Annotated in this window: 12 protein-coding genes; 9 read left to right on the forward strand and 3 right to left on the reverse strand. The window is 69.2% G+C overall.

Translation table 11 applies throughout. The features are described 5' to 3' along the window. The first annotated feature begins 50 nt into the window (after positions 1-50). Together AB0A69_RS01310 and AB0A69_RS01315 are read left to right on the forward strand one after the other, a co-directional pair. On the forward strand, positions 51-1,679 hold the full coding sequence (locus AB0A69_RS01310; RefSeq protein WP_361413997.1) for an MFS transporter: 1,629 nt from the start codon (positions 51-53) through the stop codon (positions 1,677-1,679). Positions 1,680-1,913: 234 nt separating this feature from the next. Then, positions 1,914-2,327 carry a peptidase inhibitor family I36 protein gene (locus AB0A69_RS01315; RefSeq protein WP_361414001.1) on the forward strand — a complete coding sequence of 138 codons (414 nt, stop codon included), beginning with the start codon at positions 1,914-1,916 and terminating at the stop codon, positions 2,325-2,327. 89 nt (positions 2,328-2,416) lie between these two features. On the opposite strand, the gene AB0A69_RS01320 is transcribed toward AB0A69_RS01315, so the two are convergent. Both AB0A69_RS01320 and aceE read right to left on the reverse strand, forming a co-directional pair. After that, entirely contained in the window at positions 2,417-3,169 is a 753-nt protein-coding gene (locus AB0A69_RS01320; protein ID WP_361414004.1) for a potassium channel family protein, read from the reverse strand. An 87-nt stretch (positions 3,170-3,256) separates the two neighbouring features. Next, the gene (gene aceE, locus AB0A69_RS01325) at positions 3,257-5,989 is read right to left on the reverse strand and encodes a pyruvate dehydrogenase (acetyl-transferring), homodimeric type (RefSeq protein WP_361414007.1); all 2,733 of its coding nucleotides are present in this window, start codon (positions 5,987-5,989) and stop codon (positions 3,257-3,259) included. A gap of 431 nt (positions 5,990-6,420) precedes the next feature. Between aceE and AB0A69_RS01330 the strand changes: the two genes are divergently transcribed. The 6 genes from AB0A69_RS01330 (at position 6,421) to AB0A69_RS01355 (ending at position 10,992) form a co-directional block, all read left to right on the forward strand. Next, on the forward strand, positions 6,421-6,864 hold the full coding sequence (locus AB0A69_RS01330) for a DUF3052 domain-containing protein (RefSeq protein WP_361414010.1): 444 nt from the start codon (positions 6,421-6,423) through the stop codon (positions 6,862-6,864). 179 nt (positions 6,865-7,043) lie between these two features. Continuing rightward, positions 7,044-7,529, forward strand: coding sequence for a peroxiredoxin (locus AB0A69_RS01335; protein WP_361414013.1), 486 nt, complete (start codon positions 7,044-7,046; stop codon positions 7,527-7,529). A 113-nt stretch (positions 7,530-7,642) separates the two neighbouring features. Beyond that, a complete protein-coding gene (locus AB0A69_RS01340) occupies positions 7,643-8,218 on the forward strand; it encodes a TerD family protein (RefSeq protein ID WP_361414016.1) in 576 nt (191 codons plus the stop codon). Positions 8,219-8,354: 136 nt separating this feature from the next. Then, complete coding sequence (locus AB0A69_RS01345) at positions 8,355-8,930, forward strand: TerD family protein (RefSeq protein WP_361414019.1); 576 nt, start codon at positions 8,355-8,357, stop codon at positions 8,928-8,930. 85 nt (positions 8,931-9,015) lie between these two features. Further along, positions 9,016-10,158, forward strand: a complete 1,143-nt coding sequence (locus tag AB0A69_RS01350; protein ID WP_361414022.1) for a DUF475 domain-containing protein — start codon at positions 9,016-9,018, stop codon at positions 10,156-10,158. A gap of 93 nt (positions 10,159-10,251) precedes the next feature. Continuing rightward, a complete protein-coding gene (locus AB0A69_RS01355; protein WP_361414025.1) occupies positions 10,252-10,992 on the forward strand; it encodes a Tellurium resistance in 741 nt (246 codons plus the stop codon). Between the two features lie 75 nt (positions 10,993-11,067). Here the strand turns inward: AB0A69_RS01355 and AB0A69_RS01360 are convergent, their stop codons facing one another. Further along, complete coding sequence (locus AB0A69_RS01360; RefSeq protein ID WP_361414028.1) at positions 11,068-12,033, reverse strand: TerD family protein; 966 nt, start codon at positions 12,031-12,033, stop codon at positions 11,068-11,070. Between the two features lie 179 nt (positions 12,034-12,212). On the opposite strand from AB0A69_RS01360, the gene AB0A69_RS01365 reads away from it, so the two are divergent. After that, positions 12,213-13,376 (forward strand): HpcH/HpaI aldolase/citrate lyase family protein, encoded by a 1,164-nt coding sequence (locus AB0A69_RS01365; RefSeq protein WP_361414031.1) that lies wholly within the window; start codon positions 12,213-12,215, stop codon positions 13,374-13,376. The last annotated feature ends 15 nt before the right edge of the window (positions 13,377-13,391 follow it).

The raw sequence follows: 13,391 nt of genomic DNA on the forward strand, positions 1-13,391 counted from the left end.
GCGTGTGAATTGCTTTGTCAATTGTCAGTCGCTGACATTAGCCTCCCGGTATGACTAGTCAGACCACCGTCAAGACGCCGTCGCAGGGTCCGGGGGGCCCGCAGGGCCAGGGCTCCCCAGGGGCACCCGGTAAGGGGCTGCGCGGCCATCCATGGCTAACTCTCTTCGCTGTTGCCGTGGGTGTGATGATGGTCGCGCTCGACGGCACGATCGTCGCCATCGCCAACCCCGCGATCCAGCGGGACCTCAACGCGTCGCTCGCCGACGTGCAGTGGATCACCAACGGCTACCTCCTCGCGCTCGCCGTCGCGCTCATCACGGCCGGCAAGCTCGGTGACCGCTTCGGCCACCGCCAGACCTTCCTCATAGGTATCGCGGGCTTCGCGGGGGCGTCCGCCGCGATCGGGATGTCCGACTCGATCGCCCTGGTGATCGCCTTCCGTGTGCTCCAGGGCCTGTTCGGCGCGCTGCTGATGCCGGCCGCGCTCGGCCTGCTGCGCGCCACGTTCCCGGCCGAGAAGCTGAACATGGCCATCGGCATCTGGGGCATGGTCATCGGCGCGTCCACCGCGGGCGGCCCGATCCTGGGCGGCGTGCTGGTCGAGCACGTCAGCTGGCAGTCGGTGTTCTTCATCAACGTGCCGGTCGGCGTCGTCGCCTTGGTGCTCGGCGTGCTGATCCTCAGGGACCACCGGGCGGAGAACGCCCCGCGGTCGTTCGATGTCGTCGGCATCCTGCTGCTGTCCGGCGCGATGGGGTCGCTCGTCTTCGGTCTCATCAAGGCCGGCGAGTCCTGGGGCTGGGGCGGACGCAACACCTGGCTCTGCATGCTCGGCGCCGTGGTCCTCTTCGCGCTCTTCGCCGTCTGGGAGACGAAGGTCAAGGAACCTCTCATCCCGCTGGGCATGTTCCGCTCCGTCCCGCTCTCCGCGGGTGTCGTGCTGATGGTCCTGATGGCCTTCGCCTTCATGGGCGGCCTCTTCTTCGTGACGTTCTACCTCCAGGGCGTCAAGGGGCTCAGCCCGGTCGACAGCGGACTGCACCTGCTGCCGCTGACCGCGATGATGATCGTCTCCTCGCCGCTGGCGGGCGCGCTCATCACCAAGTTCGGACCGCGCGTCCCGCTGGTCGGCGGCATGGTCTGCACCGCCGCGGCCATGTTCGGCATGATCACGCTCACGTCGGGCACGGGCACGCTCGCGATGTCGCTGTGGTTCGCCCTGCTGGGCCTCGGCCTCGCGCCGGTCATGGTGGGCGCGACAGAGGTCATCGTCGGCAACGCCCCGCTGGAGCTCTCCGGCGTGGCCGGTGGTCTGCAGCAGGCCGCGATGCAGGTCGGCGGCGCGCTGGGCACGGCGGTGCTGGGTGCGGTGATGTCCTCCAAGGTCAGCGCCGAGTTCGCGGGCAACTGGAAGGCGGCTGGCATCCCGGTCCCGCCGGACCCGCGGCTGGAGGAGGCGGCGGAGTTCGGCATGGTCCCGTCCGAGCTGGCCAAGGCGCCCGGTATGACGCCGGATATGGCCGACCGGATCGGCGGGGTCATCCACGACACCTTCATGTCGGGCATGGGCATGGCGTTCACGGTGGCCGGCCTGGTGGCGGTCGTCGCGGCCCTGGTCGCGACCTTGACCAAGCGCGGCGAGAACGCCGAAGCGGGCGCGGGCGCCGCCCACATCTGACACCGCCGCCGCTCCCCACTTATCGGTGCGGTTTATCGGTGCGGTTTATCGGTGTGGTTTATCGATGTGGTGACTTCGGGCCCCGGCAGCACACGTCTGCCGGGACCCGAGGTGTGCCCCGCGGCGGTCGGCCACACGATCGGGTGAATGCAGCCGGGCCCCCTTCCGCCCCACGATCACGCTGCGTCACGCTATAGCCAAGTGATCGTCACGACACGTAACGGGGGACCCGTCATGCGTACCTACGCCACCGTCCTGCTCGCCTCCACCGCCGCCGCGCTCGCCGCGTGCGCGGTGGGGCTCGCCCTGCCGGCCAGCGCCGGCGCGACCGTCACCACCGCCCCCGCGGCCGCCGTGGCACCGCGGCTCGGACCATGCGACACCGGCCAGCTGTGCCTGTGGCCGAAGCAGGACTTCCGCGGCGGCCGGCAGACGTACGAGCTGACCGGCGTCGACATCGACAGCTGCGTCCCGCTCCCCGCGGGCACCACCGCCACCGCCGTCGCCAACCGCACCGGACGGCCCGTCACCACGTACCAGTCGGCCGAGTGCGCGGAGACCGGCGAGTTCGAGACGTATCCGGGCGGCGGGACCTGGGTGCCCGAATCCCCGTACCAGGTACGGGCTTTCAAGGTCTGGGAATCATGAGCCGGGGTACCCGGACCCCAGCGCGTGGAACCCCCGGTCACGCGGCCGGACGTGGTGGCGGACCGGGCCGGATCGCGCGGCGCGGGACCTCAAGGCCGATCGGAGGGTGCCTGGGCGTGGCGCTGGGGCGGGACGCCCGCCGACAGGCGGGCGACCTCCGCTCGCAGGTCCTTGACCTCCTGCGTCAGGGCTTCGAGGAGCGCCGTCTGGCGGCGCTCCTCCGCGTCGTCCCGCTCGAAGCGGGAGATGAACCACGCCGCGATGTTGGCGGTGACGACACCGAGCAAGGCGATGCCGGAGAGCATCAGTCCCACCGCCAGCACGCGCCCGAGCCCGGTCGTCGGCGCGTGGTCGCCGTACCCGACGGTGGTCATCGTAGTGAACGACCACCAGACGGCGTCACCCAGCGTCTTGATGTTCCCGTCCGGCGCGTCCCGCTCCACGTGCAGCACGGCCAGCGAGCCGAACATCATCAGCCCCACCACCGCGCCGGCCACGTACGTGGTCAGCGTGATCTGCGGCGCCATCCGGGCCCGCCGCCCGACCAGCAGCAGGGTGGAGACCAGCCGCAAAAGCCGCAGCGGCTGGATCAGCGGCAACAGGACCGCGGCCAGGTCCAGCGGGTGGCGGCGTACGAAGAGCCACCGCTCCGGCGCCAGCACCAGTCGTACGACGTAGTCCACGGCGAAGGCGCCCCACACCACCCACTCCACCACCAGACAGCTCTGGTGGACCCATGGGGCGGCGTCGGGCGCCACGATCGGTATCGCGTAGGCCACGCCGAACGCGACGGCGAGCCCCAGCAGCGGCGCCTGGGTGCGCGCCTCCCAGCGTTCGTTCATGTCCGGAATGCTAGGCGGGTGCGGGGAGACGCAGTCCCCCCGCACCTACCGCCGGGGCACCTACCGCCGGAGCGTTCGCCGGGGTGCCTACGCGTCGCCGCCCGCCGCGCCCGGGTCGGCCGCCGAGACGTCGAGGAGCTGGTAGCGGTCGATGGCCTGCTTCAGCGCCGAACCGTCCACCTTGCCCGCCCGCGCCAGCTCGGTCAGCACCGCCAGCACGATCGACTGCGCGTCGATGTGGAAGTACCGCCGCGCCGCCCCCCGGGTGTCCGCGAAGCCGAAGCCGTCCGCGCCCAGCGAGGTGTACGGGCCCGGGATCCAGCGCGCGATCTGGTCCGGAACCGACCGCATCCAGTCGGAGACGGCCACGAACGGCCCCTCCGCGCCGGACAGCTTGCGCGTCACGTACGGGACGCGCTGCTCCTCCTCCGGGTGCAGCAGGTTGTGCTCGTCGACCGCGACGGCATCGCGGCGCAGCTCGTTCCACGAGGTCGCCGACCACACGTCGGCGCGGACGTTCCACTCCTCCGCGAGGATCCGCTGCGCCTCCAGTGCCCACGGCACGGCGACGCCCGACGCCATGATCTGCGCCGGGACCGCGCCCGCCGCACCGGCGCTGATGCGGTGCAGGCCCTTGAGGATGCCCTCGACGTCCACGTCCGCCGGTTCGGCCGGGTGCTGGATCGGCTCGTTGTAGACGGTCAGGTAGTAGAAGACGTCCTCGCTGTCCGGCCCGTACATGCGGCGCAGACCGTCCTTGACGATGTGCGCGATCTCGTAGCCGTAGGCCGGGTCGTACGCGACACAGGCCGGGTTCGTCGAGGCGAGCAGCTGCGAGTGGCCGTCCGCGTGCTGCAGGCCCTCGCCGGTCAGCGTGGTACGCCCAGCGGTCGCGCCCAGAACGAAACCGCGCGACAGCTGGTCGGCCATCTGCCAGAACTGGTCGCCGGTCCGCTGGAAACCGAACATCGAGTAGAAGACGTACACCGGGATCAGGTGCTGGCCGTGCGTCGCGTACGCCGACCCGGCGGCGATCAGCGAGGCCGTGCAGCCCGCCTCCGAGATGCCGTCGTGCAGCATCTGCCCGGTCGGCGACTCCTTGTACGCGAGCAGCAGCTCGCGGTCGACCGCCTCGTACTGCTGCCCCAGCGGGTTGTAGATCTTGGCGCTCGGGAAGAAGGAGTCCATACCGAACGTGCGGTACTCGTCGGGCGCGATCAGCACGAACCGCTTGCCGAGCTCCTTGTCCCGCATCAGGTCCTTCAGCAGGCGGACGAACGCCATCGTCGTCGCGATCGACTGCTGCCCCGAGCCCTTCTTCACCGCCGCGTACGCCTTGTCGTCCGGCAGCGCCAGCGGCTTCGCCCGCACGACACGGGTCGGGACGTACCCGCCCAGCGCCCTGCGGCGGTCGTGCATGTACTGGATCTCCTCGGACTCCGGGCCCGGGTGGTAGTACGGCGGCAGCCCGTCCTCGAGCTCCTTGTCGGCGATGGGCAGGTGCAGCCGGTCGCGGAAGCGCTTCAGGTCGTCGACCGTCAGCTTCTTCATCTGGTGCGTGGCGTTGCGGCCCTCGAAGTTCGGGCCGAGCGTCCAGCCCTTGACCGTCTGCGCCAGGATCACGGTCGGCTGGCCCTGGTGCTCCACGGCCGCCTTGTACGCCGCGTAGATCTTCCGGTGGTCGTGGCCGCCGCGCCCCAGCATCAGGATCTGGTGGTCGGTCATGTTCTCGACCATCGCGCGGAGCCGGTGGTCGCCGCCGAAGAAGTGCTCCCGGATGTACGAGCCGGTCTCCGTGGCGTACGTCTGGAACTGTCCGTCCGGCGTGGTGTTCAGCTTGTTGACCAGCACGCCGTCGCGGTCCTGGGCCAGCAGCGGGTCCCAGGAGCGGTCCCAGATCAGCTTGATCACGTTCCAGCCGGCGCCGCGGAACTGCGACTCCAGCTCCTGGATGATCTTGCCGTTGCCGCGCACCGGGCCGTCGAGCCGCTGGAGGTTGCAGTTGACGACGAAGGTCAGGTTGTCCAGGCCCTCGCGGGCGGCGATCGACAGCTGGCCGAGCGACTCCGGCTCGTCCATCTCGCCATCGCCCAGGAAGGCCCAGACGTGCGACTTGGAGGTGTCGGCGATGCCGCGCGCGTGCATGTAGCGGTTCATCCGCGCCTGGTAGATCGCGCCGATCGGGCCCAGGCCCATGGAGACCGTCGGGAACTCCCAGAAGTCCGGCATCGACCGCGGGTGCGGATACGAGGACAGGCCGTCGGGGTACTTCGACTTCTCCTGGCGGAAGCCGTCGAGCTGCGTCCCGGTCAGCCGGTCCAGCAGGAACGCGCGGGCGTAGATGCCGGGCGACGCGTGCCCCTGGAAGAAGATCTGGTCGCCGCCGTCGCCCTGGTCCTTGCCGCGGAAGAAGTGGTTGAAGCCCACGTCGTAGAGGGACGCGGAGGAGGCGAAGGTGGCGATGTGCCCGCCGACGCCGATGCCCGGGCGCTGGGCGCGGGAGACCATCACGGCGGCGTTCCAGCGGGTGGCGTTGAGGATCTTGCGCTCGATCTCCTCATTGCCGGGGAAGAACGGCTCGTCCTTGGTGGCGATGGTGTTCACGTAGTCCGTGCTGCGCATCTCGGGCACGGCCACGCGCTTCTCGCGGGCCCGCTCGATGAGGCGCAGCATCAGATAGCGGGCCCGCTCACGGCCGCGTGCGTCGATGGCGGCGTCGAGCGAGTCCAGCCATTCCTTGGTCTCTTCGGGATCGAAATCCGGGACCTGGCTGGGAAGGCCGCCAATGATGATCGGGTTGCGATCGGATCCGGAAGCCACGCTGTTCCTTCTGGTCGGTGGAGCCTACGGGGAAGGGCCGGTAGTACGGTCGCGCCGCCACCATCGTCTACCCCGTGGAGGCAAACGTCATCTCTACTGTGAGGTAACCCCGGGGGGAGTCCCGGACCAAGATCCGGGGTGAATCGCAACCTTACGCCCGATTCGGCCCTGCGTTCGGCGGGATGATCGATCCTCTGCGGGCGCCAGGAGGGAGCAGAAGCCCCTAAAGTGGGTCAAGAGCCGCGGTTGCATGACGGGCGCGGGTGGAGCGGTACCTGGAGTTGGGGCGAGACGGCCCCAAAAGTCACCGTTTCGGCGGTCTCGGCCGCCGGGTACTTGCGCGATCCGCCCAGCACGTGTGGACTACGGCCAACGCCTCGCGTACGCGCGCGGCCGAAGCATTTCCCAAAAACACGATCAGGAGGCAAGCCGTGAGCGCGACCGCGGACCACGCGGAGGAGCGGACCAACCCGGCAGCGAAGCTGGGGTTCGAGCCCGGACAGGTGGTCCAGGAGATCGGCTACGACGATGACGTCGAGCAGGGGCTCCGTGAGGCAATCGAGGCCGTCACCGGCCAGGAGCTCGTCGACGAGGACTACGACGACGTCGCCGACGTCGTGCTGCTGTGGTTCCGTGACGAGGACGGCGACCTCACGGACGCGCTGGTGGACGCCATCGGTCTGATCGACGAGGGTGGGGAGATCTGGCTCCTGACGCCCAAGACCGGCCGGGACGGCTACATCGAGCCCAGCGACATCAATGAGGCCGCCCAGACCGCCGGCCTCTCCCAGACCCGGAGCATCAGCTGGGGCAAGGACTGGACCGGCAGTCGGCTGATCACGCCGAAGGCGGCCAAGACCAGTACCAAGCGCTGACCCCGCCGACTCACTCGAGAGCTCTCAGGGCCCCCGCCGACACCGTCGGCCGGGGGCCCTGTGCGTAGGGTGGACCCGGCCGGAGCCCCGCCCGGCCCGCCCGCGCTCACCGGCAGCCACCGGGCCACCGGAAGCCGCCGGGATGCCACCGGATGCCCACTGGAAGGGATTGCGTTTTCATGACGATCGAGGCGACCCGTGCCGCTGAGCCGATCACCGTCGGCACCAAGGCCCCCGACTTCGAGCTGAAGGACAACCACGGGCGCACCGTGCGCCTCTCCGACTTCCGCGGCGAGAAGAACGTGGTGCTGCTCTTCTACCCGTTCGCCTTCACCGGCGTGTGCACGGGCGAGCTCTGCGCGCTCCGCGACGAGCTGCCGGCCTTCGTCAACGACGACACCCAGCTGCTGGCCGTCTCCAACGACTCCATCCACACGCTGCGGGTCTTCGCCGAGCAGGAGGGCCTGGAGTACCCGCTGCTGTCCGACTTCTGGCCGCACGGCGAGGTGTCGCGCGCGTACGGGGTCTTCGACGAGGAGAAGGGCTGCGCGGTGCGCGGCACCTTCATCATCGACAAGGAGGGCGTGGTGCGCTGGACCGTCGTCAACGCCCTGCCCGACGCCCGTGACCTGAACGAGTACATCAAGGCGCTCGACACCCTCTGAACTCTTCAGGCCAAGAGCCTGCTCGTCTCGGGAACCGGTCACTAGGATCCAGTCGTTGATCCGATGCCAACGCACGACGGGGGCGCTGCCCCTGGAAACCAATGGAGGGACTCGTGGGAGTCAGCCTCAGCAAGGGCGGCAACGTCTCGCTGACCAAGGAGGCCCCGGGCCTGACGGCCGTCACCGTCGGTCTGGGCTGGGACGTCCGCACCACCACCGGGACGGACTTCGACCTCGACGCCAGCGCCATCCTGACCGGCGAGGACGGCAAGGTCCGTAACGACCAGGACTTCGTGTTCTTCAACAACCTCAAGAGCGCCGACGGCTCCGTCGAGCACACCGGTGACAACCTCACCGGTGAGGGCGAGGGCGACGACGAGCAGATCAAGGTGAACCTCGCGGGCGTGCCCGCCGACGTCGCCAAGATCGTCTTCCCGGTGTCGATCTACGACGCCGAGAACCGCCAGCAGTCCTTCGGTCAGGTCCGCAACGCGTTCATCCGCGTCGTGAACCAGGCCGGCGGCGCCGAGATCGCCCGTTACGACCTCAGCGAGGACGCCTCGACCGAGACCGCCATGGTCTTCGGCGAGCTGTACCGCCACGGCACCGAGTGGAAGTTCCGCGCCGTCGGCCAGGGTTACGCCTCGGGCCTGCGCGGCATCGCACAGGACTTCGGCGTCAACGTCTGAGCCCGCGGCGACACCCGCCGCGCAGTCTCGTCCGGCGCCGCACGCTTCCCGCGTGCGGCGCCGGACGTGCCTCATTGAGCAGTACACGGCAGTACAGGCAGTACACGGCAGTACACCTCAGGGGAGGACCACCGTCATGGGCGTCACGCTCGCCAAGGGAGGCAACGTCTCCCTCTCCAAGGCCGCACCCAACCTCACCCAGGTGCTGATCGGGCTCGGCTGGGACGCGCGCTCCACCACCGGAGCGCCCTTCGACCTCGACGCCAGCGCGCTGCTCTGCCAGAACGGCCGGGTGCTGGGCGACGAATGGTTCGTCTTCTACAACAACCTCACCAGCCCCGACGGTTCCGTCGAGCACACCGGTGACAACCTGACGGGCGAGGGGGACGGCGACGACGAGTCCTTGATCGTGAACCTCTCGCAGGTGCCCGCCCACTGCGACAAGATCATCTTCCCCGTCTCGATCCACGACGCCGACCAGCGTGGCCAGACCTTCGGCCAGGTCGGTAACGCCTTCATCCGCGTGGTCAACCAGGCCGACGGCCAGGAGCTCGCGCGCTACGACCTCAGCGAGGACGCCTCCACCGAGACCGCGATGATCTTCGGCGAGCTGTACCGGTACGGCGGCGAGTGGAAGTTCCGGGCGGTGGGGCAGGGGTACGCGTCGGGGCTCCGGGGCATCGCTCTAGACTTCGGGGTCAATGTTTCCTAAAGCACTGCTCCGGGTCGGCTCAAAACCCGGCGCGCACGGCGCGGGGGAGTCCCGTACCCGTACTTAAAACACGATGGGGTAGCCAGTGGTTCTGAAAACCTTCGGCTGGTCGTTCGCCGTCACGGCGCTCGGCCTCGCATTCGCCGCCTGGCAGTGGGGGTGGGAGGCGTTCGGGGTCGTACTGATCCTGTCGATCCTCGAGATCTCGCTGTCCTTCGACAATGCGGTCGTCAACGCCGGAATCCTCAAGAAGATGAACGCCTTCTGGCAGAAGATCTTCCTGACGATCGGCATCCTGATCGCGGTCTTCGGCATGCGGCTGGTCTTCCCCGTCGTCATCGTCGCCATCAGCGCCAAGGTCGGTCCGATCGAAGCGGTCGAGCTGGCCCTGCAGCAGCCCGAGCAGTACAAGAACCTCGTCACCGACGCGCACGCCGCGATCGCCTCCTTCGGTGGCATGTTCCTGCTGATGATCTTCCTCGACTTCATCTTCGAGGACCGCGACATCAAGTGGCTCGGCTGGTTGGAGCGCCCGCTCGCCAAGCTCGGCAAGGTCGACATGCTGTCGGTCTGCATCGCGCTGATCGCGCTTCTGGTCAGCGCCATCACCTTCGCCACCCAGGCACACACCAGCGCCGGACACGTCGACAAGTCGGCCACGGTGCTCCTCTCCGGCGTCGCCGGCCTGATCACGTACCTGGTGGTCGGCGGCCTGTCGGGTTACTTCGAGAACAAGCTGGAGGAAGAGGAGGAGCGCGAGCACGAGCAGGAGGAGAAGGCCAAGCAGCAGGGCAAGCCGGTCTCGGCGGTCGGCCTGGCCGGCAAGGCCGCCTTCTTCCTGTTCCTGTACCTCGAGGTGCTGGACGCGTCGTTCTCCTTCGACGGTGTCATCGGCGCCTTCGCCATCACCAACCAGATCTTCTGGATGGCGCTCGGCCTCGGCATCGGCGCCATGTACGTCCGGTCGCTCACCGTCTACCTGGTCCGCCAGGGCACGCTGGACGACTACGTCTACCTGGAGCACGGCGCGCACTACGCCATCGGCGCCCTCGCCGTGATCCTGCTCATCACGATCCAGCACGAGATCAGCGAGCTCATCACCGGCACCATCGGTGTGTTCCTGATCGCCGCCTCCTTCCTCTCCTCCGTCCGCCGCAACAAGCGGCTGGCGGCCGAAGGAGGAGCGGGACCGGACGACAAGAAGGCCGAGGTCCCGTCCGGAGTGTGACGACCTCGGCAACGAGGAACGCTCTGAGCGGGGCGGCCGGGTGCTCCCGGCCGCCCCGCGGCGTACGTCAGGAGAAGCGACGAGGGGCGGGGCATGGCTTTCTGGGACAACCTGTGGCGGAACAACGCGGCGCAGTTCGACTCCGGCAGCGCCGCGACGAACTCCATCGACCTCACCAAGCGGCGTCCGTCCGTCTCGCTCACCAAGCAGGGCGCCGCCACGGGCAACCTGCGCGTCAACCTCTCCTGGCGGATGCGCACCTCCGACATCGAGGGCCGCTCCAAGCAGAGCGGCCGGCTGCTGCGCAACCCCTCCAAGCTCTTCAAACCCGAGGTGGTCCAGGCTCACACCCAGGGCGTGGCCAATGTGGACCTCGACATCGGCTGCCTGTGGGAGATGGCCGACGGCAGCAAGGGCGTGGTCCAGCCGCTGGGCGGTTTCTTCGGTGACCTCAACTCACCGCCGTACGTGAAGCTCAGCGGCGACGACCGGTTCGGTGCGCCGTCCGGCGAGACGATCTTCGTCAACCTGGACCACCGCGACGCGATCAAGCGGCTGCTGTTCTTCGTCTACATCTACGACCAGACGCCGGCGTTCGACCGTACGCACGCCACGATGACGCTCTACCCGAGCAACGGCCCGCGCATCGAGATAGAGCTCGACGAGCGGGCCCCGCAGGCCCGCTCCTGCGCGGTGTTCCTGCTGGAGAACGTCAAGGGTGAGTTGACGGTACGGCGAGAGGTGCGGTTCGTTTACGGCTTCCAGGCCGAACTGGACCGGCTGTACGGGTGGGGTCTGCAGTGGGGGCGCGGCTTCAAGGCGGGCAAGGTCTGAGGCCGCGCGCCGCGCACATCACCGCCAGGTCACACACGCCACGCAGGTCACGCACGTCACGTCACGTCACGCACGTCATGTCCGTACGAACTGCGGCCCCATCGGCGGCAGCCGGAAGGCCGGGTCCGGCGCGGGGGCCGCGGCGGCGGCCGGCTGCGGATAGCCGTACGCGGGCTGAGGCGCGGGCGCCGAGCCGGGCTGCGGATACCCGTACGCCGGATCCGGGGCCGGAGCCGCGGCCGGGGCCGAAGACGGCTGGGGGTAGCCGTAGGCGGGCTGCGCCGAGCCGGGCTGCGGATAGCCGTACGCCGGAGGCGAGGTGGGAGCCGGGGGCGCGTTCGGCACCGGAGGCGCGCTGGGCGCCGACGAGGGCGCGGGTGTCTGCACCTGGGTGGGTGCCGCCGCGGATGCCGCCGCCGCTTCCGGCGTCGTCGCCCGGGGCTCCGGCTGCTCGCCCGGCGCCGCCGGCTCCGCACCCCCCGACTCCTCCTCGTCCACCGAGATCCCGAAGGCCGTCGCGAGGCCGATCAGGCCTGTCGGATATCCCTGCCCCACCGCCCGGAACTTCCAGCCATCCCCGCGCCGGTACAGCTCACCGCAGATGATCGCGGTCTCCTCGCCCGTCTCCGGCTTCACCTCGAAGACGGCCAGCGGCTCCCCGGCCGCGCCCGCGCCCGCGTCGTACAGCAGGATCCGCAGATCCCGTACGCGGTCGAAGGTGTCCCCGTCCGACGACGCCGCCAGGACCACCTGGTCCACCGACGCGTCCAGCGCCGACAGATCGGCCTCCACCGTGTCGGTCAGACCCTCCGCCACGCGCTTCTTCGACAACCGTCTGACCAGGCCCGACGGATGGCGCGGCTGGTTGTAGAAGACGAAGTCCTCGTCCGAACGCACCCGCCCGTCGGTGCCGAGCAGCAGGGCGGAGGCGTCCACGTCGGGGACCCCGGGACCGGGGGTCCAGCACAGTACGGCCCGTACGGCCGCGGCGTCGAGCGGGACGTTCGAGCCCTTCAGCATGGCGTGCGTCATGCCCGCCATCCTGCCTGGCGTCCCACGGGCCGGACAACGCGGGGGGCGGGGGAGTGCGGACGCATACGGGGGCGATAAGCAGACGAGTTACCTGAAGTTCATGACGGCGGGGAACCCACGACACCCGTCTCTACGTACTATTACCGGCCACATGTCATCACGGCCCTCAGGGCAGTTCGGGGAGTTATATGCGTCATTTCGGGCACATCCCGTCCGCTGCCCGGGCCGGACTCTTCCACCGGCAGCCGTGCGAGTTCACCGCGGACTCGCCGGCGAAACTCCTGGCGGCGGCCCTCGGGGCCACCCTCTACAGCCCTGCCACGCGTCCGCACCTCGCCGGCGATGTACTGAAACAGGTGGGGCGCGGGGTCGTATCGATGGTGCTGTGCCTGGAGGATTCCATTGATGACGGTGAGGTGGAAGGGGCTGAGGAGAACCTCGTCCGGCAGCTCACCGACCTGCACGCGCGTGGCGCGGAAACACCCCTGCTCTTCGTCCGGGTCCGCGAGCCCGCGCAGATATCCGACCTCGTACGGCGGCTCGGCGAGGCCGGCCGACTGTTGTCCGGATTCGTACTACCGAAGTTCACGGAGGAGCGTGGCGCGGCGTTCCTGGAGGCGCTCACGGACGCCGAGTCCGCCAGTGGGCGGCGGCTCTTCGCCATGCCCGTCCTCGAATCGCCCGAGCTGCTCCACCTGGAGACCCGCGCCGAGACGCTGACCGGCATCGGCCGGATCGTCGACAAGTACCGCGACCGGGTGCTGGCACTGCGGCTCGGCGTGACCGACTTCTGCTCCGCGTACGGGCTGCGCCGCTCGCCCGACATGACCGCGTACGACGTGCAGATCGTCGCGGGCGTGATCGGCGACGTGGTGAACGTGCTCGGCCGTTCCGACGGCACCGGCTTCACCATCACCGGGCCGGTGTGGGAGTACTTCCGGCTCGGCGAGCGCATGTTCAAGCCACAGTTGCGCCGCAGCCCCTTCATGGAGCAGCGCGCCGACGAGCTGCGCACCGCGCTGATCGAGCACGACCTCGACGGGCTGCTGCGCGAGATCGAACTGGACCGGGCCAACGGCCTGCTCGGCAAGACCTGCATCCACCCGTCGCATGTGATGCCGGTGCACGCGCTGTCCGTCGTCAGCCACGAGGAGTTCAGCGACGCGCAGGACATCCTGCGGCCGGAGCGGGGCGGCGGCGGAGTGCTGCGCTCCGCGTACACGAACAAGATGAACGAGGTGAAGCCGCACCGCGCCTGGGCCGAGCGGACCCTCCAGCGCGCCGAGGTGTTCGGCGTCGCCAGGGAGGACGTCGGCTTCGTGGAGCTGCTCACCGCCGGACTGGGCCTGTGAGGGCCGTGAGGGGGA

Source organism: Streptomyces sp. NPDC045431 (genome assembly GCF_040646655.1).
GTDB lineage: Bacteria > Actinomycetota > Actinomycetes > Streptomycetales > Streptomycetaceae > Streptomyces.

Bases quoted from the DNA above. Each gene is read 5' to 3' on its own strand.
- AB0A69_RS01360 (WP_361414028.1), bottom strand. From the start codon at position 12,033: ATGGCGGGCATGACGCACGCCATGCTGAAGGGCTCGAACGTCCCGCTC.
- AB0A69_RS01335 (WP_361414013.1), top strand. From the start codon at position 7,044: ATGACGATCGAGGCGACCCGTGCCGCTGAGCCGATCACCGTCGGCACC.
- AB0A69_RS01315 (WP_361414001.1), top strand. From the start codon at position 1,914: ATGCGTACCTACGCCACCGTCCTGCTCGCCTCCACCGCCGCCGCGCTC.
- AB0A69_RS01345 (WP_361414019.1), top strand. From the start codon at position 8,355: ATGGGCGTCACGCTCGCCAAGGGAGGCAACGTCTCCCTCTCCAAGGCC.
- AB0A69_RS01310 (WP_361413997.1), top strand. From the start codon at position 51: ATGACTAGTCAGACCACCGTCAAGACGCCGTCGCAGGGTCCGGGGGGC.
- AB0A69_RS01355 (WP_361414025.1), top strand. From the start codon at position 10,252: ATGGCTTTCTGGGACAACCTGTGGCGGAACAACGCGGCGCAGTTCGAC.
- AB0A69_RS01320 (WP_361414004.1), bottom strand. From the start codon at position 3,169: ATGAACGAACGCTGGGAGGCGCGCACCCAGGCGCCGCTGCTGGGGCTC.
- AB0A69_RS01365 (WP_361414031.1), top strand. From the start codon at position 12,213: ATGCGTCATTTCGGGCACATCCCGTCCGCTGCCCGGGCCGGACTCTTC.